At 62.2% G+C, this 23,339-nt stretch carries 15 protein-coding genes; 5 read left to right on the top strand and 10 right to left on the bottom strand.

The window, feature by feature from the left end; all coding sequences use genetic code 11:
• Positions 1-11 precede the first annotated feature (11 nt).
• Both ACVOLR_RS09565 and ACVOLR_RS09570 read right to left on the bottom strand, forming a co-directional pair.
• Positions 12-2,072 carry a S9 family peptidase gene (locus tag ACVOLR_RS09565; protein ID WP_481536249.1) on the bottom strand — a complete coding sequence of 687 codons (2,061 nt, stop codon included), beginning with the start codon at positions 2,070-2,072 and terminating at the stop codon, positions 12-14.
• 386 nt (positions 2,073-2,458) lie between these two features.
• Entirely contained in the window at positions 2,459-4,450 is a 1,992-nt protein-coding gene (locus ACVOLR_RS09570; protein WP_481536250.1) for an OPT family oligopeptide transporter, read from the bottom strand.
• A gap of 191 nt (positions 4,451-4,641) precedes the next feature.
• Between ACVOLR_RS09570 and ACVOLR_RS09575 the strand changes: the two genes are divergently transcribed.
• Positions 4,642-5,793, top strand: a complete 1,152-nt coding sequence (locus tag ACVOLR_RS09575; RefSeq protein ID WP_481536251.1) for an acetyltransferase domain-containing protein — start codon at positions 4,642-4,644, stop codon at positions 5,791-5,793.
• A 58-nt stretch (positions 5,794-5,851) separates the two neighbouring features.
• Complete coding sequence (locus tag ACVOLR_RS09580) at positions 5,852-7,615, top strand: peptide MFS transporter (RefSeq protein ID WP_481536252.1); 1,764 nt, start codon at positions 5,852-5,854, stop codon at positions 7,613-7,615.
• Between the two features lie 230 nt (positions 7,616-7,845).
• Here ACVOLR_RS09580 and ACVOLR_RS09585 read toward each other — a convergent pair whose 3' ends face one another.
• Together ACVOLR_RS09585 and ACVOLR_RS09590 are read right to left on the bottom strand one after the other, a co-directional pair.
• Positions 7,846-9,171 carry a carbohydrate porin gene (locus ACVOLR_RS09585; protein WP_481536253.1) on the bottom strand — a complete coding sequence of 442 codons (1,326 nt, stop codon included), beginning with the start codon at positions 9,169-9,171 and terminating at the stop codon, positions 7,846-7,848.
• Positions 9,172-9,643: 472 nt separating this feature from the next.
• Positions 9,644-10,306: a LysE family translocator gene (locus ACVOLR_RS09590; protein WP_481536254.1), complete on the bottom strand. Its 663-nt coding sequence runs from the start codon at positions 10,304-10,306 to the stop codon at positions 9,644-9,646.
• 324 nt (positions 10,307-10,630) lie between these two features.
• On the opposite strand from ACVOLR_RS09590, the gene ACVOLR_RS09595 reads away from it, so the two are divergent.
• A complete protein-coding gene (locus ACVOLR_RS09595) occupies positions 10,631-11,554 on the top strand; it encodes a LysR family transcriptional regulator (RefSeq protein ID WP_481536255.1) in 924 nt (307 codons plus the stop codon).
• A 176-nt stretch (positions 11,555-11,730) separates the two neighbouring features.
• Here the strand turns inward: ACVOLR_RS09595 and ACVOLR_RS09600 are convergent, their stop codons facing one another.
• From ACVOLR_RS09600 to ACVOLR_RS09610, 3 genes are all read right to left on the bottom strand, one after another.
• Positions 11,731-13,683: an alpha/beta hydrolase family protein gene (locus tag ACVOLR_RS09600; RefSeq protein WP_481536266.1), complete on the bottom strand. Its 1,953-nt coding sequence runs from the start codon at positions 13,681-13,683 to the stop codon at positions 11,731-11,733.
• Between the two features lie 242 nt (positions 13,684-13,925).
• Positions 13,926-14,903 (bottom strand): hypothetical protein, encoded by a 978-nt coding sequence (locus tag ACVOLR_RS09605; protein WP_481536256.1) that lies wholly within the window; start codon positions 14,901-14,903, stop codon positions 13,926-13,928.
• Positions 14,904-15,139: 236 nt separating this feature from the next.
• Complete coding sequence (locus tag ACVOLR_RS09610; RefSeq protein WP_481536257.1) at positions 15,140-15,697, bottom strand: single-stranded DNA-binding protein; 558 nt, start codon at positions 15,695-15,697, stop codon at positions 15,140-15,142.
• A gap of 288 nt (positions 15,698-15,985) precedes the next feature.
• Between ACVOLR_RS09610 and ACVOLR_RS09615 the strand changes: the two genes are divergently transcribed.
• Positions 15,986-17,017: a LacI family DNA-binding transcriptional regulator gene (locus ACVOLR_RS09615; RefSeq protein WP_481536258.1), complete on the top strand. Its 1,032-nt coding sequence runs from the start codon at positions 15,986-15,988 to the stop codon at positions 17,015-17,017.
• Positions 17,018-17,049: 32 nt separating this feature from the next.
• Here the strand turns inward: ACVOLR_RS09615 and ACVOLR_RS09620 are convergent, their stop codons facing one another.
• From ACVOLR_RS09620 to ACVOLR_RS09630, 3 genes are all read right to left on the bottom strand, one after another.
• Positions 17,050-17,430: an SseB family protein gene (locus tag ACVOLR_RS09620; RefSeq protein ID WP_481516101.1), complete on the bottom strand. Its 381-nt coding sequence runs from the start codon at positions 17,428-17,430 to the stop codon at positions 17,050-17,052.
• A gap of 288 nt (positions 17,431-17,718) precedes the next feature.
• A complete protein-coding gene (locus ACVOLR_RS09625; RefSeq protein ID WP_481536259.1) occupies positions 17,719-19,434 on the bottom strand; it encodes an alpha-amylase family glycosyl hydrolase in 1,716 nt (571 codons plus the stop codon).
• Complete coding sequence (locus tag ACVOLR_RS09630; RefSeq protein ID WP_481536260.1) at positions 19,434-20,915, bottom strand: MFS transporter; 1,482 nt, start codon at positions 20,913-20,915, stop codon at positions 19,434-19,436. The genes ACVOLR_RS09625 and ACVOLR_RS09630 overlap by 1 nt, the downstream gene beginning before the upstream one ends.
• Before the next feature lie 210 nt (positions 20,916-21,125).
• Here ACVOLR_RS09630 and ACVOLR_RS09635 point away from each other — a divergent pair, with 210 nt between their 5' ends.
• Positions 21,126-23,192: a glycoside hydrolase family 97 protein gene (locus tag ACVOLR_RS09635; RefSeq protein WP_481536261.1), complete on the top strand. Its 2,067-nt coding sequence runs from the start codon at positions 21,126-21,128 to the stop codon at positions 23,190-23,192.
• Positions 23,193-23,339: the final 147 nt, after the last annotated feature.

Raw genomic sequence — 23,339 nt, forward strand, 5'->3', positions numbered from 1 at the left:
TCCATGACCAGTTACTCGCCGATGTGCTGTTTCAGCCAGCCATTGACGGTGTCGTGCCACTGCACGCTGTTATGCGGCTTCAACACCCAGTGATTTTCGTCCGGGAAGTACAGGAACTTGGACTCGATCCCCTGACGCTGCAGCGCGGTAAACGTGGCCAGGCCCTGCTCCACCGGGATGCGGTAATCCAGTTGGCCCTGCACCACCAACATCGGCTTCTTCCAGTTGGCGACATGGTTGACCGGGTTGAACTTCTCGTAGTTCTGCGGCACGTCGTACGGAGTACCGCCCTGCTCCCACTCGGTGAACCACAGTTCTTCAGTGGCATAGCCCATGGCACGCTGGTCGAACACACCGTCGTGGTTCACCAGGCACTTCCACGGCTCATTCCAGTTGCCGGCGATCCAGTTGACCATGAAGCCGCCGTAGCTGGCGCCCAGCGCACAGGCCTTGTCGCCGTTGAGGAAGCTGTATTTCTGCTGCGCTGCGGCCCAGCCCTTCTGCAGGTCTTCCAGCGGGCGATCGCCCCAATGCTGGCTGATCGCGTCGGTGAAGGCCTGGCCGTAACCCGTGGAGCCGTGGAAATCGATCATGACGACTGCGTAGCCCTGACCGGCATAGGTCTGCGGGTTCCAGCGGTAGCTCCAGCCATTGCCGAAGCTGCCCTGCGGACCGCCATGGATCAGGAATGCAACCGGGTACTTCTTGCCTTCCTGGTAGTTGTGCGGCTTGACCACATAGCCGTGCACGGTCTCGTCGTTCCAGCCCTTGAACGAGAACTGCTCGAAGTCACCGAAGTTCACGCCATCCAGCATTTCGCCGGCGCTCTGGGTGATGGCGCGCTGTGGTGCGCCTGCAGCGGTGCTGCTGGTGAACACCTGGTCGCCGCTCTTCAGCGAGTTGCGGGTGAAGGCCAACGCATCACCGGAGATGTCGAAGGAGGAGATGCTGCCCTCGCCCACCAGCTTGGTCGGATTGCCATCGGCGATGTTGACCGCGAACAGCGGGTGTTCGCCCATGTCCTGCGCGGTGGTGTAGATGGTCTGGCCATCGGCCGACAAAGTGATGCCATCAGCCGAACGGTCCCACTGCGCGGCGATCTCGTTGACCTTGCCGCTGGCCACGTCCATCGCCATCAGGCCGAAGCGGTCAGCTTCGAAGCCCGGGCGCTTCATCGCGCGGTAGAACAGGGTCTTGCCGTCGGCGCTGAACACCGGGCCGGCGTCCCAAGCCGGGTTGGCAGCGGTCAGGTTGACCGGGGCCTGCTTGCCGGCAGCATCGAACTTGTACAGGTCGAAGTTGGTCGACCACGGTTCCTTGCTGCCCTGCACGCGGATGCTGGCGACGACGGTCTTGCCATCCGGCGACCAGACGAAGTCTTCATTGCCGCCGAACGGCTTGGACGGCGCATCACCGGCCAGCGTGGCACTGATCGCCGAAGCGCCCTTCACCGCAGCAGCACCGGCTGCCGGCAACGGCGCGACGAACAGCGTGTTGCGACGGCCGTCGGCCCAGGTATCCCAATGGCGCACGAACATGCTGTCGTAGACCTGGCCGCTGCTCTTGTCGGCCTTTTCCTTCTCCAGGCGCTTGCTGGTGCAGGCCAGGTCCGAGCCGCAGTCCTGGAACACGCCGGTGCTGAACAGCACGCGGTCGCCCTGCGGCGAGACGCGGTAGCTGTCCACGTCGAGTGCGAAATCGGTGAGCTGGCGCGGCTCGCCACCAGCCAGCGGCATCACATACAGCTGCTGGCTGCCGTTCTTGGCGCTGAGGAAGTACACGTTCTGGCCCTCGATGGAGGCCGAATTGACATTCCAGCCAGCCGGGGTCAGCTGCTTCGGCGGCGCCATGTCGCGGGTACGCAGGTCACGAATCCACAGGCTGCTGCTGGCCTTGAGGTCGGCGTCGACGATGCGCTTGGCAAACACCACCTGCGCGCCATTGGCGCTGAGCAACGGCGCGGACGCGCGGTCCAGCTTGACCATGTCGCGGACTTCAAAACCGCGCGCACTGGCCAGTGATGGCAAGGCGGCCAACAGGCACAGCGGCAACAGGGCGTGTCGAAGCTTCATGGGCAACTCCCAGGCAAAGGCAAACCCCGATGGTAGGCGGCCAGCCTGCCCCACTGCAAAGGCTTGAAGTCATGCCCGGGCAACCGCCGGAAACAGCAAAGCCGCCCAAGGGCGGCTTTGTGTTTGATCTGGCGCTGCTTTTGCTTGAGCCCCTCTCCTGCGAAGCGGGAGAGGGGTTGGGGTGAGGGCGCCTTGGTTTTGGTTTTGGCTCGAAGCCTCCTCCCTTTGGCCGCAGGCCAAGGGGAGGGCTGGGGAGGGGTGCCCTGGCTCTAAAGCTTCAAGCCCACAGCCAAGTCAAAATCAAAAGCTACCCCCATCCGCCCCTTCGGGGCACCTTCCCCCGCAGGCGGGAGAAGGGACAGCAAAGTCACCCGCAGAGTCAGCCCTTAGGCCTTCGCCGCAGGCTCGCCCTTCTTGCCGATGCGGTACATCAGCAGGCCAACCAGGAACAGCACGAACAGGCCAACCCAGGCCGACACGCTCGCCCAAGTATCGGCAAAGCCGCCCAGCGGCAGTGCCAGCACGTCGCCCTGGCCGCTGACCACGATCGGCACCGCGATGGCGATACCCATCAAGGCTTCACCGGTGATCAGGCCAGCTGCGAACAGCACACCCGGGCGATGCACGCGGTCGCGGCCTTCTTCGTCGTCGGCACGCAGCTTGTGGAAACGCTCGACCAGGTGGGCCAGCAGGCCGCCGAGGAAGATCGGCACCATCAGTTCCAGCGGCAGGTAGATACCGATGGCAGCAGCCAGCACCGGCACGCGGAAACGCTTGCCGGTCTTCTTCAGCCACTCGTCGATGGCGATGATCACCGCGCCAACGCCGGCGCCCAGTGCGATCATGCCCCACGGCAGATCGCCACCGAACAGGCCGCGCGCAACCGAGGCCATCAGGTTGGCCTGTGGTGCTGCCAGCGAGTTCGGGTGCTCCGCGGTCGGTGCGCCGATGCCGTAAGCATGGGCCAGCAGGTTCAGCACCGGCGCCATGATCAGGGCGCAGGAGAACGCGCCGATGCCCAGCATCAGCTGCTGTTTCCACGGCGTCGCGCCGACCAGATAACCGGCCTTGAGGTCCTGCAGGTTGTCACCGCCAACGGCGGCCGCACAGCAGACCACCGCGCCGATCATGATCGCGGCCACCGCACCCAGCGGAGCACCGCCGACGCCGACCGGAATCAGGCCGTCCTTACCCAGCAGCAACACCAGCACCACCGAGGCGAACAGGATGGTGGATATGGTGATGCCCGAGACCGGGTTGTTGGACGAACCAATCAAACCAGCCAGATAAGCCGACACCGACACGAACAGGAAGCCGGCGACGATCATGATGATGGTCATCGGGATCGACACGTGCCACTGGCCGACGATGGCCTGATACAGGCCCAGCAGCGGCAAGGTGAAGGCGATCAGGGCGATCAGCATCCACTTCATCGGCAGGTCGCGTTCGGTTTCGGCCAGCGCCGGGCCACTGCTCTTGCGGGCAGCAGCAAAACCACTCTTGACGCCGTTGAACAACGACTTGCGCAGCGAGAACAGGGTCCAGACGCCGCCGATCAGCATGGCGCCGACGCCGAGGTAACGGATCTGCGAGCCCCAGATGGCGAAGGCCGCCTCAGCCGAGCCGGCATTGGCCAGCGATGCCGCCAGATCCGGGTTGCCGCCCAGGAAGAACGCCTGGTACAGCGGAATGGCGATGTGCCAGGACAGGATCGAGCCGGACACCACCACGATGCCGACGTTCAAGCCAACGATGTAACCCACGCCCAGCAGTGCCGGCGACAGGTTGGTGCCGATGAAGGCGGTGATCTTGGAACTGCCGACATAGGCCGACTGCGCCCAGGCGTCCGGGAAGATGCGCAGGCCCGAGGCCGCGGCCAACTTCACCAGACCGCCGATGGCAGCCGAGATGCCGAGGATCTTCATGCCCGGGCCCGGGTTCTCACCGGCCTTGAGCACTTCAGCTGCCGCCTTGCCTTCCGGGAAGGGAAGCGGATCCTCGACGATCATCGAACGGCGCAGCGGCACCGAGAACAGCACGCCCAGCAGGCCGCCGAGGCCGGCGATGCCCAGCACCCACCAGTACTTGAAGTCCGGCCAGTACCCCATGATCACCAGCGCCGGGATCGTGAAGATCACGCCAGCCGCAATCGACGAGCCGGCCGAGGCACCGGTCTGGACGATGTTGTTTTCAAGAATGGTGCCGCCACCGAGCAGACGCAGCACGCCCATCGAGACGACGGCGGCCGGAATGGCGGTAGCAATGGTCAAGCCTGCGAACAGGCCCAGGTAAGCATTGGCGGCAGACAGCACCACAGCCAGCACGATGGCAAGAACCACCGCGCGGAATGTGAGCTGCGCAGGCGCAGCGTTGTTCATGGAAAGCCCTTGAATGGCAAAAAAACCTTCGCCACGCTAACGCCCGCTTAACGGCAAGTCCAGCCTGAACGCAGTGCCGGTGCCCCGCAACCCTGCAATTCCACCGATCGCACGCCTTGCAGGCCACATCGGCAAAGTCGCCCGCGCCGCCCTTAAATGTTATGTTATATCTTTCCGTAAGATTTCAACGCATGCACCCTGCCTCCACCTCCCGCCTGGCCTCCATCGACCAGCTGCGCGGCACCGTGATGCTGCTGATGCTGATCGACCATGTCCGCGAGACCTTCTACCTGCAGCACCAGGTCAGCGACCCGATGGACGTGACCTCGGTTTCTCCGGCGCTATTCAGCTTCCGCCTGCTGGCCCATCTATGCGCACCTGTGTTCGTCCTGCTCACCGGCCTGTCGGCCTGGCTATATGGCCAGCGCCAGCCAGATCCGCGCCGCGCCACCGCCGCGTTCCTGCTGAAGCGCGGCTTGTTCCTGGTGGTATTGGAACTGACCCTGGTCAACTTCGCCTGGACCTTCCAGTTCCCGGCCAGCACGCTCTATCTGCAGGTGATCTGGGCCATCGGCCTGAGCATGATCGCGTTGGCCGGCCTACTGTGGCTGCCGCGCAAGCTGCTGTTGGCGCTGGCGGTGGTCATCATTGCCGGCCACAACCTGCTTGATCCGCTGCAGGCCCAGGGCAACGGCGTACTGGCAACGCTATGGAAGATCCTGCACCAACGCGACTGGATCGAATTGGGCGACAGCCTGCGGCTGCGCACCTCCTACCCGCTGCTGCCGTGGATCGGCGTGATTGCCCTGGGTTACGTGCTGGGCCCGTGGTACGCCAGCAACCGCCCGGCGCCACAGCGCCAGCGCTGGCTGCTGCTGACCGGCCTGGCGATGCTGGCCGGCTTCGTGCTGCTGCGTGCCGCCAATATCTACGGTGACCATCCCTGGCTGCGCTTCGCCGACTTCCAGCTGACGCTGATGAGCCTGCTCAACGTCACCAAGTACCCGCCTTCGCTGCTGTTCCTGCTGCTGACGCTGGGTATCGGCCTGTTGCTGCTGCGCCTGTACGAGCAGCCACGCATCGCAGCGTGGTTGCAGCCACTGGCGTGGATAGGTGCGGCGCCGATGTTCTTCTACCTGCTGCACCTGTACGTGCTGAAGCTGCTTTACCTCGCAGCGATGGCGTATTGGGGCGCAAACCACGCGCCCTACTTCGCAGTCGAATCGGTGTCGGCATTGCTGTTGATCAGCGTGGCGCTCGCGGTGCTGCTCTACCCCGCCACCCGCGCTTTTGCCCGCTTCAAGGCACGCCGTCGCGACTTGGCCTGGCTGCGTTATCTCTGAACGCGCAGCATCGGGGCAGCGGTCCTATACTCGGCCGCTGTCCCACCCGGCACCACCGATGACCGCAACCGCCTTGAGCCATCCCCGCTCCGACGACTTCCTCGGCCACCCCAAGGGCGTTTACGTCTGTTTCTTCACCGAGATGTGGGAGCGCTTCTCCTTCTACGGCATGAAGGCGCTGCTGCTGCTTTATCTCACCAAGTACCACTTGTTCGGCGACAAGGCCGGGCTGGACCTGCTCGGTGCCTACGGTGGCCTGGTCTACTGCATCCCCGTGTTTGGCGGGCTGCTGGCCGACCGCTGGCTGGGCATGCGCAAGGCGGTGGTGTTCGGCGGCATCCTGCTGGTGCTGGGACACATCGGCATGGCCTTCGAGGGCCACGAAGCGCACCGCGTAGCAGGCGAAGTGGTACGCGACGAAGCCGCGTTGTCGATCACCTATTTGTCGCTGGCGCTGATCATCATGGGCGTGGGCTTCCTCAAGCCCAACATCTCAACCATCGTCGGCAAGCTCTACCCGGAGAACGACCCGCGTCGTGACTCGGGCTTCTCGCTGTTCTACGCTGGCATCAACCTCGGCGCCCTGTTCGCCTCGCTGGTCTGCGGTTTCCTCGGTGAAGCCTATGGCTGGAAGTACGGTTTCGGCGCGGCTGGCATCGGCATGCTGGTCGGATTGGCGATGTTCCTGTGGGGGCAGAAGTATCTACAAGGTCACGCCGAGCCGGCACAGCCTTCGACGTTGCGCGAGCGCGTCCTTGGCGTGCCGCGCGAATGGCTGATCTATGGCGTCGCCGTCGTTGGCATCGTTCCGGTCGCGGCGCTGATGTGGGCGGCAGCCAACGGTGCCTTTGCCCTGGGCGGTGAAATCAGTCTGGCGCTGATGCTGATGATCGTGGTGCTGGGCGGCGTGCTGCTGTGGTTTGCCTGGTTCACCGGCACGCAATGCACCCCGGAACAACGCCAGCAGATGATCGCGCTGATGGTGCTGATCTTCATGGCTCTGGTGTTTTTCACGCTGTATGAGCAGACCTACGGCTCCTGGGTCACCTTCACCGACCGTCTGCTGACCAAGGACCTGGTGCCGTCACTGGTCATCCGCGATGGCACGCCGCTGCCGTGGTCCATCGTCTCGCTGCTGTTGGCGCCACTGGGTTTTGTAGTCGCCGCGCGACTGTCTGACCGCAACCCATCGTCGAACGCGCCGCGCCTGCTGTTCGCCGTCATCGTTGCCGCAATGCTGGTGATGCTGATCCGCGACTGCCTGGTGCTGCCGCAGACCGCCGGCTCCCTGACCTATCTGGGGGCGCTATTCCTGGTGTTGCTTGCACCCTTGTTCGCCGCACTGTGGGCGTGGCTGGACAAGCGTCGCCTCGATCCGTCCAAACCACTGAAGTCCTCGTTCGGTTTGGTATTCGGTGCGCTGTCCTTCGTGCCCTTGGCCCTGGCCGCACAGCAGGTAGGCGCAACAGGGCAGATGGCCAGCGTGTGGTGGCTGGTACTGGCTTACCTGATCCTGGAGATTGGCGAGATGTGCCTGTCGCCGGTCGGCCTGTCAGCCGTCACCCAGCTGGCGGCACCGCGCGTGGTCAGCCTGATGATGGGCACTTGGTTCCTGGCCACCGCATTCTCCGAAACCCTCGCAGCATTGTTTGGCAAGCTCGCCGCCATCGATGTACCCGAAGGCGAAGTGATGAACATCGCCGAAGCTGCGGGCCGCTACGAACACCTGTTCTGGCTGCTGATGTGGATAGGCCTGGGCTGTGCGGTAGTCGCCCTGCTTGCCTCGCCGCTGCTGAAGCGGATGATGCACGGCGTGCGTTGACCCGCCGCCCGTCTTGTAGGAGCGGCGTAAGCCGCGAAGCCGACACCGTTCGAATGCCAGAGATATCTGCAATCTGACCGACCATCAGCTTCGCGGCTTACGCCGCTCCTACAAGGCCCATCGGCTGTGACACCGGCTGCACCGCTTCACTGCTGCTGAAGCCGATCCACGACATGCCGTGAATCCCGCATCTTGTGGGAGCGGCGTAAGCCACTCCCACAATGGAATCGCTACAGCGCCACTTGCAGCTTCACTCCAGCAACCAAGGCCGCATCCACCTGCTTAACACCGCCCGGGTACTTCACGTACTGCAGGTTTGGTCGTACGGTCAGCCAATCGCTTACGTGCACTCCGTAGTAGAGCTCGGCGTCGTACTCGCTTTTCTGCAGTGGCTGATACAGAGGATTTGTGTAGTCATCCACTCCGTTTGCCGCATTCAACATGCGCTGGTGCCGAGCCACATTATTGTTGACGTGCATACGCCCAAGAGCAAAGCCAGCATCATCCTCCGGTCGCGAGTTGAACGGTCCTCGATACACCACACCAAGCTGGTGAAATCTGTCTACCACATTGGTCGCTCTGTCGTGCGTAGTGACGTTTGCAAAAAGCGTCAGACCACGCGATTCATCATCCGCCCGGCGTGTCAGCTGTTGCTGCGCAGTGAACCACACGCCGTACTTTCCATCTCTTATCCTGAAATCATTACCAGTCAACGCCTGCGGCAAGCTGTCCACATCCTGGAACACATCCGTGGACCGCGCAGTGCTGCGGTAATACCCGAACCGATACTCACCGGGTAAGCCACCAATTGCTTGGTCAGGCTTCCAAACCAGCTCGATCGGCAGCAAGGTGCCTGCGCGCCCCCGCGTACTGAGGGTGAAGCCACGCCGGGCATCCAGCAACAACGGGTTCTGTTCGTAAGCACCAACCTGCAATGCCAGTCCGCGCGTGACGTTGAATTTGACCCGCGCCGCCCATTGACTCACCGGCCAGTTGTACCAGATGCCGCCAGCCCAGTTGCCTACCTGCGACCCACACGCCACCAGATTCTGGAAGTCACAGGGAAAGCTGTTGAAGTCCTCGCCCTCACCAAATCGGCCCAGCTTCACATCCAGCAAGCCATCAAGGTACTGCTGCTTGAACCACAATTGGGTCAGCCGCCAGCTCTGGCCTCGCCCCCACACCTCCTGTACAGCACTGAGTTGACCGGTACGTGGATCGGCAATGGCTACATTGGACAGGCTACGCCCGCTGCGCTCAGTAACAGACAGCTGGAACTCGGCACTATTCCAACCCAATGCCTTGTCCAGATCCACATGCATCCCGGCGGAAAACTGTGCGCTGTAGCGGCCGAGATGATCATCGCGATAGCCACCGTCAACGATGCCGCCGAACTCACCCACATATCCGATATCGAAATCGTAGCCTGCCCCGTGCAGCCTCGAGCGCGCCCCATCCCAGTCACCCAGCATCCACACCGAACCCACCGACGCAGCGTCGGCCGACAGCGCGGCACCTGCCATCAGCAACGTAGAAGCAGCGCAGAATTTCGCCACCAGCTCCCATCTCGAACAAGCACGAGTCTCTTTCACCGTTCACTCCCTTGATCGGCGAATGGAACGCCACGTTGCAGCCGTCAGCAGCAAACAACGCATCATCCCCATCACCGAAGTGACGCATCCATTGATGCAGGTGACACTAGACTCATGAAGTCTCGAAGCCAAAACAACGACAGCTACGATTGCGAAACCACACCAAGAAAGAACTGCAAGCGGCAAACAACATCTCCGGCGTTCGCTGAGAAACAACGGATCACTATCGATCAGGCGGTGCGGCTTCGCTGCCAAGACGTTCTTCGCATCGCGGTCGCAATGCGATTCCGGCAAGGCAATACAAGCGCGCTATTGGCATCGGCCCGCACTCCAGCAAACCTGACGACTTTCAGGAGAAACCAGAGCCGGGGCGAATCAAGTTTTTTTGGACATTCCACACACAAGCCCGGACGGCTTCGCGCAGGTGATCCTCGGCTCAAGTGGAAGCCGTGCTCAACCAGGTCCCGGCAACGTCCCACAGAAGACGCAACGCAAACCCGAAGAACACAAGCGCCATGATTGCTTCCAGATGCCCACCCATGCGAAGAAATCTCTGCCTTACACCAGGCTGAGCGAACAGCACGCTCACAAATACGAACCAGCCTGCATTGACCAGGCACATCCAAGCGCCGTAGAGAGCCTGAACCTTCAGAGGCGTCGCTGCACTGACCACTGTAGTGAAAATCGCAAGGAAGAACAGTGTTGCTTTCGGATTAGTAGCATTGGTCATGAAACCCAGTGCAAACGAACGCCAGGCACCACCTTCGGTTGCCGCGCCGGCCGCGATATCGACGACCGGCTTCTCCTGCTTTGCACTGTGCAGGAAAGAGAACACCAGATAGAGCAGATATCCCGCGCCAACCACCTTGGCCAACGCCATCAGCGAGGGTCTGGCATGCAGCAAGGCACCGACACCCAACAAGGTGTAAAGCACATGCACCGAAATACCCGCACCTATTCCAATCGCAACCCAGATGCCGGCCCGACGCCCCTTGCGCACGCTTTGCCGCACCGTGACGGCGAAGTCCGGCCCCGGCGCGATCACCGCCAAAAAATGTATCAATGCCAGCGAAAGGAACTCGGGGTAGTAAACGCTCAAGATCGGGGCCTGCTCAAGTAGAAAAGGGTCGACGCATGAATAGGCACATGGCCAGCGCCACTCCAGAAGGAGGGAGTGCGATTCCGCTACAAAAGCGTGGCACCTGCCTATCGGCCACCGGCGCAGCCACGACAAACAGCTGGAAATCGAATGACAGAGCTGCTCCACACGCTTGTCACAGCTGTAAAGCCGACTCCGGCTTCGTTGCTGAGTCCGGCCGACTGGAAAAATTCTATTCCCAGGATCAGGCTCGGGGAATGCCCATAGAATCCAAATAATCTTTGCGCCATGAGCACAAATAAGGCCATCGCTTTGATGGCAGACATGGTCACTTTTGTAAAAGTCGTGGAAACCGGCAGCTTCTCCGAGGCCGCCCGCCAGCTTGGCAGCACCCCCTCGGCCACCAGCCGCTCGGTGGCACGACTGGAAAAGGCATTGGGTATCCGGCTGCTGCAGCGCTCCACCCGCAAATTGCGGCTAAGCGAGCTAGGCAGAGAGGTGTTTCAGCGCTGCATCGATGTCTCCAGCGCCGCCCAGTCGGTGATGTCGATTTCGCATCAGCTCAGTCCCGAGCCGCAAGGACTGGTGCGTGTCAGCGTTCCCAAAGCCGTCGGGCGCGCCCTGATCCATCCGCACGTGGCCGAATTTTTGGCGCGTTATCCCAAGGTTGATCTGTTGCTGCGTTCCGAGGATAGACACCTGGACCTGATCGATGACGAGATCGATCTGGCCATACGCATCTCCGATCATCCCGCACCGGGGCTGATGGGGCGTCCACTGATCAGCATCGATCACATGCTGTGTGCATCGCCGGAGTATCTGCGAGCACGCGGAACACCGGTGCAACCTCAGGACCTGCGCGACCACGACTGCATCTATCTGGGCGAAGAGCCCGGCGACGCCCGCTGGAAACTACAGCGCCAAGGCAAGACCGCCAGCGTCACCGTGCGTGGCCGCTATGCAGTCAACCATACCGGCGCACGGCTCGACGCGGTACTCAATCACCTGGGCATCGGCAGCCTGCCCTACTTCACCGCCAAGGACGCGCTGCAGGAGGGACGCATCGTCCAGGTTCTCGGCGACTGGACGTTTCAAAGCAACTACGGCGGACAGGCCTGGGTGCTGTATGCGCCGACACGAAATCTACCGCCAAAACTGACCGCTTTCATCAGCTTTATGGCCGAGCGGCTGGCGCAGGAATCCACCCTCGCCGAACGGGGCCGCCTGTCAGATCCGCAACGTCAGTGACCTGGCCAGAGGGCGGCCAAGTCCTCGTCCAAGCACGCAAGCAAGAACCGTTGCAATGCGCCCGCCAGGGCAATGAACTACGCAGCAAGGGAATGACTGTCAGAAATCCAGGCAACGCTGCAGTTTCAGTACCGGGAGGCGGCAGTTGCCGCCCCCCGGACTGCGTAAGTGCGCCGCTACTTGGCCTTCTCGCCCCCGAGATGTTGCGACAGGAAGCTCAGCAGCTTGCCGTAGTACTCGCGCTGGTGCGGCTCTGTATAGAAGCCGTGCCCTTCGGTGCTGAAGTACAACGACTCCACCGGCACCCCGGCCTTGTTCAAGGCTGCCTCCATCATCCGGGTGTGTTCAATTGGCGCGATCTCGTCTTCGCCACCGGCAGCGAGAAACACCGGAACCTTGATGCGATCCGCAAATCGGTTCGGCGACGCAGCAGCCAGCGCGGCCTGATCCTCGCCAACCCAGTCCTTGGACCAATTGCCGAGACTACGCGCCGTGCGCGCAGCCGCACGCTGCATCATCGGCAAGTCATAGACGCCCACATAGCCGGCTGCACAGCGATAGAGCGTGGGCTCCTTTGCTGCACCCATCAACGCCGCGTAAGCACCGTAGCTGGCGCCATAAATACAGATTTTTGTTGCATCAGCCTGACCTTCACGGATCGCCCAGCGGGTCGCGTCGGTAAGGTCGTCCTGCATCGTTCCGCCCCATTGCTGCGCACCAATACGCCGGAACTCCCAACCGTAGTTTCCCGAACCTCGATAGTTGACCTGCATCACCGTATAGCCCGCCGCCGCCAACATCTGCGCGTCACGGTCGTAATGCCATTCGTCGAAGATTCCGTATGGCCCACCATGCGGCATCAGCACCATGGGCTGCGGACCACTCACGCCACGCGGCTTGGTGAGGTAACCGTGGATCTTCAATCCGTCGCGGGTCGCGAAGCTGAAAGGCTCCACCGCGGCTGCCTTGTCCGGATCGATCCAGCTACCCGCGGCCAGCAGGTACTGCAATTTCTTGGCTTGTGTATCAAACAGATAGAAATCGCCGGGGTTGCTGCCGGACCAGACTTTCACCATCAACAAAGCGCCATCCTGGGTGCTGGATGTCACTCGCACGGATTGCCCGGGGAACGCTGCCTCAACACTCCGGTACAGACGCGCCTCCGGCGCAGCGTTGTCGAAAAACACACTGCGATGCCGCCCATCCATTACCTGCACCCCGACCGGTATCGACGTGCCATTGCGATAGATGATGGACCATGGATCAGCGCCTTCGTCGCCTACCAACGTGGTGCGCACGTTACTGACGGGATCCCAGGCTACGATGCTGTCAGGGCCGCGCCCTTCACCGCGCACCTGCAGATACGCGAGTTTCCCATCAGCAGAGAACCCCAACGGCAACTCGATGCGACCGTTGCCCTTCTGATCGTTGATCAGCCGCCAATCACTACCGGCCCCTTCTCGATAGTAAAGCTTGCTGATATTGTCCACACCGGCGCCCACCACCAACCGCACTTCGCCGGTGTTGTCGGTCACGAAGCTGGCATTGCGCACCGGTGCAGATGCCATTGTGGTGCGGCGGCCACTATTTACATCCAACTTCTCGGCACGGGTGAAAGGCTCTGCTGTACCCAACAGCCATGTCGATACCACAACGTTGCGCGGATCCTCAGGCAATGTATCCACCAGGAACGCCGCAACGTCCTCTACTTTCTTGGGTTGGATACGTGTACCCGGGCCATTGCCCTGCACTCGATAACCAACTAGCAGATCCGGCTGCTCCCCATTGGCATTGATGGCATACAACTCACCAGTGGGCCGCGGTTGATCCAACATGCCATATTTCTCGGCAATGCTGATAAGCACCCGTTCTTCGTTCACCCACTCAAAGCCATTTACATGGGTGTTGCGTCCACCCATGAAGACCCCGGATTGCTTGTTCCCTTCACGGGTAAAAATCACCAATGCGGTCTTGTCTTCCAACGGCACTGTTGCAGCGTAGTACTTTCCCGTTGGCGACAACTTGATGTCGTTGAAATCATCCTTGCGGATGAATTGCCCCAGATCCACAGCAGCCCAGCCGCTGGCCGAACAGACAGACAGCACCAAAGCCATCCCCAGCTTCATCATCTGCATCTTGCCCCCAATGAACGGGCATCCGGCCCGCGTTGGGCGATTCTAGCCTTCTGCTATTGGGATTTTCCATACGGAGGCGCTCGAAATTGGCCTAGGGGAATAGCCTATTCCTCTCAGCATCCAGAAAAGATCACCGAAGCCATCGAAACCGACTCTTACGGTTCGATCGAGCCATGCACACCCTTCGATTCCGGGGCAAAGGTCTCAACACAATCAAACCTGATTCGTTGGCTGCGCTAAGCTTTTTCAACACCAACCAGACGATATGCCTCGTGCAACATGTCGACAAAATCCCGTTGCCGCCCCGCATCCAGTATCACCGACTCCCGAAACCGATCAACGGCCCCAGCCCAGTCGTCCAGGGAATCATCGCTGTAGATCGCCTGATACGCATCCCATGCACCAGCAGCTCGCAGGTATAGCGTCTGCGCGAACAGCTCCAGCGATTCGCCATTCGAGAGTTTCAACGGCCTGCTGGTCTGGGTATGGCTGAGCACCTGCCGCAGCGTCTGGTCGTCATTGAGTTGCGATGCCCATACATGACCATTCAGATGCTGGCGAACGAACTCCAGAATCCCGGCATGATCATCAGCTAGGCCCTTGGCGTAAATGTCGTCTGGCAGCCGCAGATGACGCCCGTCGAACAGCCACTTGACCACCAGCGTGGCCGCCGGCTTCACCGTGTTATGCGCGTTGGCCTGATCGAACTCGTGGTGCCCCATGAACTGGCGATCCTGCACGATGCTGACCTGCATCGACTCTACCCGCTGCTTCCTGGGGCAGAACCAAAGCTTGAGCTCGACATCCTCACCAAGCGCTTTCCGAAACAGCTGCGAATCCGTGTACGCATCCACGTTCCCGTCGAAGAAAGCCATGCACTCGTCAAAGCTGGCATCCGGCGCCGCGAAACCATCCCAGAACCCAGCCGGCAACGTGACGTTGCCCTTGGGCTTGCGTGAGAACAGCAACACAGACTGCAGATGACAGACCAAGCCTCCGCGCGGGCCGTCTACCGGCGGATAGAAGCGGTCGTTGATGATATCGAACGCGAAGTAGTGCTCCATCTCATGGCGCTTGTCTTTGACGCTCTTCGTGCCTTGATTCGCAGTGATGGACACAGGCGGCTTGCCAATCCCGTGCAACTCGAACCATTCCGTCAGCCGCGGATCACTACCTTTGGCGCCAACCAGACTTACAAGATCAGAAACATGCATGGTGTCTTCCGTGAGACCTCAACTTTTGTGAATTATGGCAGGCGCAAGGTGGTAGATACTTTCATGGCAAAACATCCTCAGCGCCCGGAATCGGACTCGCCGCACTTCTCTATCTTCAAATCGAACAAGAATCTGGAAGGTGATCAAGTCCGTCAGACCATTACATTTCCCCGATAAAAAATAAAAAAGGCCATGCAATGCATGGCCTTTGAAGAAGCGAACGCGTCGACTAGCAATCAGAACGGAATATCGTCGTCGGCGAAATCGTCCATCGGCGGAGCCGACTGCTGCTGCGGCGGTGCCTGGCGCTGCTGCTGGCGCTGACCGCCGCCGTAGCCGCCACCGCCGCCCTGGTCCTGGTTGCCGTAACCGCCCTGGCCCCCGCCCTGCTGCTGACGCGGGGCCGACTGGCGCTGCGGACGATCGCCGCCCATGCCACCGCCACCACCGCCGCCTTCACCACGGCCGCCGAGCATCTGCATTTCGTTGGCAACGATATCGGTGGTGTACTTTTCCACACCGTCTTGGCCGGTGTACTTGTCGTAGCGCAGTTCGCCTTCGACGTAGACCGAGCTGCCCTTGCGCAGGTATTCACCGGCGATCTCGCCGAGCTTGCCGAAGAACACCACGCGGTGCCACTCGGTACGCTCCTGCTGGTTGCCATCACGGTCCTTGCGCACGCTGGTGGTCGCCAGGCTGATGCGGGTGATCGCCATGCCGGCCTGGGTGTACTTGGTGTCCGGGTCGTTGCCGAGGTTGCCGACGAGGATGACTTTATTGATGCCGCGGGCCATAGGTTCCTACTCTTCCGTTGGGGTCCACCCGCCGGATGCGGGCAATAGCCCACGTATTATATCTGTCCGGCGACAGATAGCAGCCAATCCTTGCAACCCTTGCGGCGCAAGGCTTGCGCAGGCCCCGCCGCTGATCCGGGCGGCGACTGGGGTCCTCCGAGGCCGGCCTCGGCAGCATGCCTGCCAGCCCGGGGGAAGGCCCGCAGGACGGCGGATCCCAGACCTGGCCTGCCCGGTTCCGACGGCCACATGGCATGATGCCTGACGTCGTTCAGATTGCTGGTCAAGATGGTCATCAAGGGCAAAGCCACCTCATTGGATATCGCGCACATGGCCGGCGTCTCGCAGCCGACGGTGTCGCGTGCGCTGCGTGGCAGCCCGATGGTCAATGCCGAAACCCGCCAGCGCATCCTCGATATCGCCCGCCAGCTGAACTACAAGGTCGACAAGAACGCCTCCAGCCTGCGCTGCCAGCAGTCCGGCACGTTGGCGCTGCTGTTCTTCGAGGACCCGACCAACGATGACTCGTTGATCAACCCGTTCTTCCACTCGATGCTGGGCTCGATCACCCGCGCCTGTGCGTTGAAGGGGCTGGACCTGCTGGTGTCGTTCCAGCAGCTGTCCAGCGACTGGCATGCCGACTTCGAGGACAGCAACAAGGCCGACGGCATCATCCTGCTCGGCTATGGCGACTACCACGAGTCGGTTGAGCGGCTGCAGCGGCTGGTGGAGCAAGGCACCCATTTCGTGCGTTGGGGCGCAGCCTTGCCGGGCCAGCCCGGCGTATCGATCGGCAGCGACAATTTCCAGGGCGGCTTTGATATCAGCGCGCACCTGCTTGAGCAGGGCCGCCAGCGCATCGCGTTCCTCGGCCACGCGTCCAGCCACTACCCCGAGTTCGAAGAGCGTTACCGCGGCCATGTAGAAGCCTTGGCCGCACGCGGTTTGAATGCAGATCCGACGCTGCAGCATGACGCCATCACCACCGAGGACTCCGGCCACGCCGCCTGCATCGCCCTGCTCGACAGCGGCAAGGACTTCGATGCGATCTGCGCGGCCAGTGACCTGATCGCGATTGGTGCATTGCGCGCCCTGCGCGAGCGTGGCGTACGCGTGCCGCAGGACATCGCGGTGACCGGCTTTGACGATATTCCGCTGGCGGCATCGGTATCGCCGCCGCTGACGACGGTGCAGCAGGACACCAAGCAAGCCGGTCAGCTGCTGGTCGACAAGCTGCTGAGCCTGATTGCCGGCGAGCCAGTGGAAGGCCTCACCATTCCGGTGAAGCTGGTGGTGCGGGAATCATCGCTTGGCGTGTGATTCGCGAAGCAAGTGCTCCCGCATGCATTGGCTCAGCTGAAATCCTTGAGGATTTCGCCCACACCGGATGGCGAGATTTCAAAACCCAGCGGCGTGCCGGGGTTGATCACCACGCCGTAGCCACCGGGCACGCGGCGCAGCACGTCCAGCATCAGCATGCGGATGTTGTGCGGTGCCTGCTGCTGGTGGAAGCCAACCCGCGCCATATCCGTGAACACCGCGACGTGCAGCACGCCCTGCTTGTCGAACAGCAGCGGATCAAAGCCACTGCCATCGGCCGTGACCAAGCTACCGGTGAGCAGCACCACCTCCGAGGCGACAAAGGCCTGCATGAAGGCGCGGATCGGCAGTTTGCCGTCCATTGCGGTCTGCAACAGGGTTTCGATGGGGGTTTGCGGGGGGAGCTGGTTCATGCGGTACCGCCGGGAATGCCTAGGGGCGGATTGTAGCGGGTGGGGCTTTGGGGAGTCGCAAAGGCTGGAGCAGAAGCAAGAGCTACCCCTCCCCGGCCCTCCCCTTGCCTTCGGCAAAGGGAGGGAGACAAGCGAAGCCTCTCGACCGCCGCGATCTGCCCCCTCCCTTTTGCGCAGCAAAGGGGAGGGTTGGGGAGGGGTGCTTTTGGAGCGTGGCGTGATTAGCCAGCTAAAGCTGCCCTCACCCCAACCCCTCTCCCGCCTGCGGGAGAGGGGCTTAAGCAGGCATTACTTCGCTAACCGACTATCCCGCGCCATCTGATCCGCCATGGCAGCATCCAACTGCGCCCGCAGCTCCGGCTGCATCACCTGCCCTTCCAGCACAAACACCTTGACCCCATGTGCCGGCACCTCAGTCTTCAGCGAACTCTTAACCTTCAACGAACCGCCTTCCAGCACATCGCGCCACTGCCCGGCCTGCAGATAACGACTCACCTCGAACGTGCGCGCCGCATCGCCCTTGTTCAGCAGCACCAGCACCGTCTGCGCGGTATCACCATGTTGCAGCACGCGGTAGAACACCGCCTCATCGCCCTGCAGTCGTTCATTCACCTGCAGACCGCGCTGCAATGCAGGCGTGGCTTCACGCAACTGCGCAATACGCTGCAGCGGCGCAAAGATCGGGCTCTGCCCTGCTTCATCCACCCGCTGCTGACCGAAGTACGCGCGATTACCCGCATGCTCGGCGCGACCACGCATGAAACCAGTCTCCGAGCCGTAATAGAGCACCGGAATACCGCGTGCGGTGAACAGCCAGTTATGCGCGTCAATGAAACCGGCATCGCTGGCATCCAGACGCGCCATGTCATGGTTGTCGTAGAAACTCATCAGCGCATACGGATTGGCATACGGGCCACCGCTCAGATGCAGCGGTTCGGCCAGCGTTTCGAAGCCCTTTTGCTCCTTGCCGAACACCGAGGACATCGCACCGCGCAGCGGGAAGTCCAGCACGCTGACGTTCGCGTTCGCCGGCCAGGTGTGCTCGGCGATCTTGGCGGCGTCGTAGTCGAAGGCTTCGCCGAACATGAACATGCCCGGGTGCTCGGCACGGATGCGGTTTACGAACTCATGCCACCACGGATGTGGAAGCCAACCGATGGTATCGATGCGCAAGGCATCCACACCCTGCGCCGTCCATTGCAGGTAAGCGCCCACCAGGTAATCCATCACCGCTGGGTTGTGCTCGTTGAAATCCGACAGCTCGGCCAGGTTGCCGTCGAAGATCGAGCCCTTGCTGCCATCGACCGGGCCGATGTTGTTGTAGAACGCGTGCAGCGGGTTGTGCTTGGGATCAAGTTTGTCTGGGGCAAGGTTCTGATGGTCGGCGATCAGCTTGCCGTCCTTGTCGAAGATCTGCCCGAACTGCGGCTGCCGCTTGGGCATGGTCCAGGCCGGCGAGCCGTGGTTGCCGACGATATCCAGCACCACTTTCAGCTTGGCATCGTGCAGGCCCTTGGCCAGCCCTGCGAAATCCAGGTCTGCGCTGGGCAGATGCTCATCCAGCTTGTAGAAGTTGATGCCCCAATAACCGTGGTAGCCGGTCTTGCCGCGATCAGTAAGCGTGCTGGTGCAGTTGATCGGCTTGCTGCCGGTGAAGGCCTGATCGGGGTTGTCGATGATCGGCGTGATCCACACCGCGCCAAAGCCGAGCTGGCGGATGTAGTCGGCGTTGTCCAGCACGCCCTTGAAGTCGCCACCGAGGTAACCGATGTTGCCGTCGATCTTGTCCGGGCACGGCACCGGGATATCGAAGGTGCGGTGCTCGCCGCCTTGGTCGCGGTGATCGTTGCTGGTATCGCCGTTGACGAAGCGATCGGTGACCACGAAGTACACCGCATCACTGGCGAATGGCTCGGTGGTGCCGATGTAATCGGGCCGGTTACCGGCCAAGGCCGACCCCGCCACCATTGCCAGACCAACCGCTGTTGCCAAACGACTACGCATCACACCACCTCCTGTTGCGACGGAACCCGCAGCACGCACAAGCCGGCTACGAACAGACTGCATCCACCCAGCACCAGCACGTGGATGGGATCACCACCAAGCCAGTTGCGCAGCGCAAAGCCCAAGGCACTGGCGGCAACCAACTGCGGGATCACGATGAAGAAATTGAAAATACCCATGTATACGCCCATCTTCGCCGCCGGCACGCTGTCCGAAAGCAGCGCGTAAGGCAGCGACAGGATCGAGGCCCAGGCGAAGCCGACGCCGACCATCGACAGCAACAGCCAATGCGGGTCCTTGATCAGCATCAGCGAGATCAGGCCCAGCCCGCCCAGCCACAGGTTGACCAGATGGCTCCAGCGCAGGCCGATGGCGCGCACCATCAGCGGGATGATCAGCGCCGCCACGGCGGCGAAGCCGTTGTAGGCGCCGAACAACACACCTACCCAGTTCGCGCCTTCGTTGTACGCGGCCGATTGCGTATCGGTGGAGCCAAAGTGCGTGCCCGCCACCGCCGCGGTTGTGTAGATCCACATCGCGAACAGCGCGAACCAAGAGAAGAACTGCACCCATGCCAAGCGCCGCATCGTGCCCGGCATGCTGCGCAGGTCATCGACTATGGTAGCCAGCATATGCGTGCCGGGCAGCACCCGCACCACGCCGAGCAGCAGGCCGTAGGCAGCGCACAGGCCGGCCAGCACGTAGAGCATGCGGTCGCCTTGGCGCCACGCGATCAACGCAGCCAGCAACACGCCCAGACCCAGCCACAGGCCAATCTGGCTCCACTGCGGCAAGCCGCCGACGCGCCGCGTCGAATGCACAGCGGACGGCTCCGCATCATCAAAACTGGCCAGCTCGGCCGGCGAGTACTCGCGCGTGCTGAACACCGTCCAGCTCATTGCCAGCAGCAATACCGCCGCGCCGAAGTAGAAGGCATAGCGCACGGTATCCGGCACTTCGCCCGGGCCCGCGGTGTTGGCCACGCCGAAGTGGGCGAGGATGAAGGGCAGGAAGCTGGCCACCACCGCGCCCACACCGATGAAGAAGCTCTGCATCGAAAAGCCGGCCGGGCGCTGTTTGGGTGACAACTGATCACCGACGAAGGCGCGGAATGGCTCCATCGAGATGTTGATCGAGGCATCCAGCACCCACAGCGTGCCGGCGGCGATCCACAGGGTCGGCGAGTTCGGCATCACCAGCAGGGCGAGCGTGGTCAGCACCGCGCCGATCATGAAGTACGGACGGCGGCGGCCCCAGCGTGTCCAGGTGCGGTCGGACAGGTAGCCGATCACCGGCTGCACCAGCAGGCCGGTCAGTGGCGCGGCGATCCACAGCCCCGGCACCGCGTCCATCGGCGCGCCCAGGGTTTCAAAAATACGGCTGGCATTGGCGTTCTGCAGCGCGAAGCCGAACTGGATACCCAGAAAGCCAAAACACATGTTCCAGATCTGCCAGAACGACAGCTGCGGTTTGCTATTCATCAAGCGCTTCCCCCCTCCGGGAATCACGGATGCGATGTTGGGCGCGGATGCGCTGCGGCCATGGTAGAGGGCGCACCTGTGATCTGCACCGCTGTTGCATACGTATTCAATGCGGCATTGCGCCCACAGCGGCCTCCACCGGGGAATAGTGGCGCCACGTGCCAACCCTGAAGAGCGGCGCGCCGACCAGAACCCGGAGTTGAGACCCGCATGGCCGATACACGCCCCACCCCTGCCCGACTGTCGCTGAAAGCAGCCTTCGCGCTGCTGCTGATCAGCTGCCTGCCAGCCCACGCCGCCGATCTGGCGCGCGTCACCTCACCCGACAAGCACCTGGTGGTGATCGTCGAATCCCAGCACGAAGGCCGCCCCTCGTATCGGGTGGAACGCAATGGCGAAGCGGTGATCGCGCCGTCGCGGCTGGGCATGCTGCTTGGCGATGGCCGTCTGGAGCGCAATGTCGCCCTGACCGGCCAGTCACAGCGTAACTTTGATGAAACCTGGGAGCAGCCTTGGGGCGAGCGCCGCCTCACCCGCAATCATTACAACGAACTGCGCGCCAGCTTCACCGAGAAGCCCGGCGCCGGCCGCAACTACGAGCGCCGCTTTGACGTGGTGTTCCGCGTCTATGACGACGGCATCGGCTTCCGCTACGAATTCCCGCAGCAGGCCGGCATGAAGCAGGCGCAGATCCACGCCGAGCTGACCGAGTTCGCGCTGGCGCGCCCGGCCACCGCCTGGTGGATTCCCGCCTTCGAGTGGAACCGCGAGGAATACCTGTACCACCAGACCCCGTTGAAGGAAGTCGGCACCGCGCAGACCCCATTGACCCTGCGCAGCGACAACGGCCTGCATATCTCCATCCACGAAGCCGCGCTGGTCGACTACGCAGGCATGAACCTGGCCCGTGGTGATGGCGACATCCTGCGCGCAACACTCACACCGTCCAGCAGCGGTGCGCCGGTCATGCGCACCCTGCCCTTCAACACCCCGTGGCGCACCATCACCATCGGCGAGAAGGCCGGCGATCTGGCCGAATCAAGCCTGATCCTCAACCTCAACGAGCCCAACGCCATCGGCGATGTGAGCTGGTTCAAGCCGGCCAAATATGCCGGCGTGTGGTGGTCGCTGCACCTTGAAACCGAAACCTGGGCGACCGGCCCCAAGCATGGCGCCACCACCGAAAACACCCGTCGCTACATCGACTTCGCCGCCGCCAATGGCTTCCGCGGCGTGCTGGTGGAAGGCTGGAATATCGGCTGGGATGGGGATTGGTTCGCCAACGGTGAAGCCTTCGACTTCACCCGCTCCACCCCGGATTTCGACCTGCCAGGCCTTGCCAGCTATGCCGCCGGCAAGGGCGTGCACTTGATCGGCCACCACGAAACCGCCTGCGCGGTCAGCCACTACGAGCGCCAGCTGCCTGCCGCGCTGGACCTGTATGCGCGCAACGGCGTGGATGTGATCAAGACCGGCTATGTCTGCGACGCCGGTGACATCCACCGCCAGGATCAGGCCGATGGCCCGATCACCCGTGAATGGCACGAAGGCCAGTGGATGAGCAACCACAACCTGCGCGTGCTCAAGCAGGCCGCCGCCAAACACATCGCGATCAACTCGCACGAGCCTATCAAGGACACCGGCCTGCGCCGCACCTACCCGAACTGGGTATCGCGCGAAGGCGCACGTGGCATGGAATTCAACGCCTGGGGCAACCCGCCCAACCCACCGGGCCATGAAGCCACGCTGGTGTTTACCCGCATGTTGGGCGGGCCGATGGATTACACCCCCGGCATCGTCAGCCTGAAGGGCCGCAACGGCCTGGCCCTGCGCAGCACCCTGGCCAAGCAGCTGGCCCTGTACGTGGTGTTGTACAGCCCGGTACAGATGGTCGCCGACCTGCCCGAGCATTACGCCCAGTACCCGGACGCCTTCCAGTTCATCAAGGACGTGGCGGTGGATTGGGAGGAAAGCCATGTGCTCAATGGCGAGGTTGGCCAGTACGTAACGTTTGCGCGCAAGGCGCGTGGCAGCGAGGAATGGTTTGTGGGTAGCGTTGGCAGTGAGAAGCCGCAGGCACTGGATGTGGCCTTCTCGTTCCTGACCCCGGGCAAGCGTTACCGCGCGGAGATCTACCGCGATGGTGAGGGCGCCAATTGGGAAACTGCACCGTTTGCGTTTGTTCGTGAGACGCGGGTGGTGGGCAGTGGTGACCGGATCAAGCTGCAGCTGGGGGCTGGCGGTGGCGCTGCAGTGCGGTTTGTACCGGTGGAGTAAAGGCTCTGTGACCTGAAGCCCACGGCTTTGGGCTTTGCTTTGATGCCGTCATTACCGCGCCGGCGGGGCTCGCCCGTGGGTCGCGCGGTTTGCGCGGCTCATCCCCGCGCGCCCCCAACAGCAGACCCTATGCCGCCGGGGGGGGGT

Source organism: Stenotrophomonas sp. STEN030 (genome assembly GCF_056759995.1).

Excerpts from the sequence above, each read along its gene's own strand:
- ACVOLR_RS09565 (WP_481536249.1), bottom strand. The coding sequence starts at position 2,072 with ATGAAGCTTCGACACGCCCTGTTGCCGCTGTGCCTGTTGGCCGCCTTG.
- ACVOLR_RS09570 (WP_481536250.1), bottom strand. The coding sequence starts at position 4,450 with ATGAACAACGCTGCGCCTGCGCAGCTCACATTCCGCGCGGTGGTTCTT.
- ACVOLR_RS09575 (WP_481536251.1), top strand. The coding sequence starts at position 4,642 with ATGCACCCTGCCTCCACCTCCCGCCTGGCCTCCATCGACCAGCTGCGC.
- ACVOLR_RS09580 (WP_481536252.1), top strand. The coding sequence starts at position 5,852 with ATGACCGCAACCGCCTTGAGCCATCCCCGCTCCGACGACTTCCTCGGC.
- ACVOLR_RS09595 (WP_481536255.1), top strand. The coding sequence starts at position 10,631 with ATGGTCACTTTTGTAAAAGTCGTGGAAACCGGCAGCTTCTCCGAGGCC.
- ACVOLR_RS09600 (WP_481536266.1), bottom strand. The coding sequence starts at position 13,683 with ATGATGAAGCTGGGGATGGCTTTGGTGCTGTCTGTCTGTTCGGCCAGC.
- ACVOLR_RS09605 (WP_481536256.1), bottom strand. The coding sequence starts at position 14,903 with ATGCATGTTTCTGATCTTGTAAGTCTGGTTGGCGCCAAAGGTAGTGAT.
- ACVOLR_RS09610 (WP_481536257.1), bottom strand. The coding sequence starts at position 15,697 with ATGGCCCGCGGCATCAATAAAGTCATCCTCGTCGGCAACCTCGGCAAC.
- ACVOLR_RS09615 (WP_481536258.1), top strand. The coding sequence starts at position 15,986 with ATGGTCATCAAGGGCAAAGCCACCTCATTGGATATCGCGCACATGGCC.
- ACVOLR_RS09620 (WP_481516101.1), bottom strand. The coding sequence starts at position 17,430 with ATGAACCAGCTCCCCCCGCAAACCCCCATCGAAACCCTGTTGCAGACC.
- ACVOLR_RS09625 (WP_481536259.1), bottom strand. The coding sequence starts at position 19,434 with ATGCGTAGTCGTTTGGCAACAGCGGTTGGTCTGGCAATGGTGGCGGGG.
- ACVOLR_RS09630 (WP_481536260.1), bottom strand. The coding sequence starts at position 20,915 with ATGAATAGCAAACCGCAGCTGTCGTTCTGGCAGATCTGGAACATGTGT.
- ACVOLR_RS09635 (WP_481536261.1), top strand. The coding sequence starts at position 21,126 with ATGGCCGATACACGCCCCACCCCTGCCCGACTGTCGCTGAAAGCAGCC.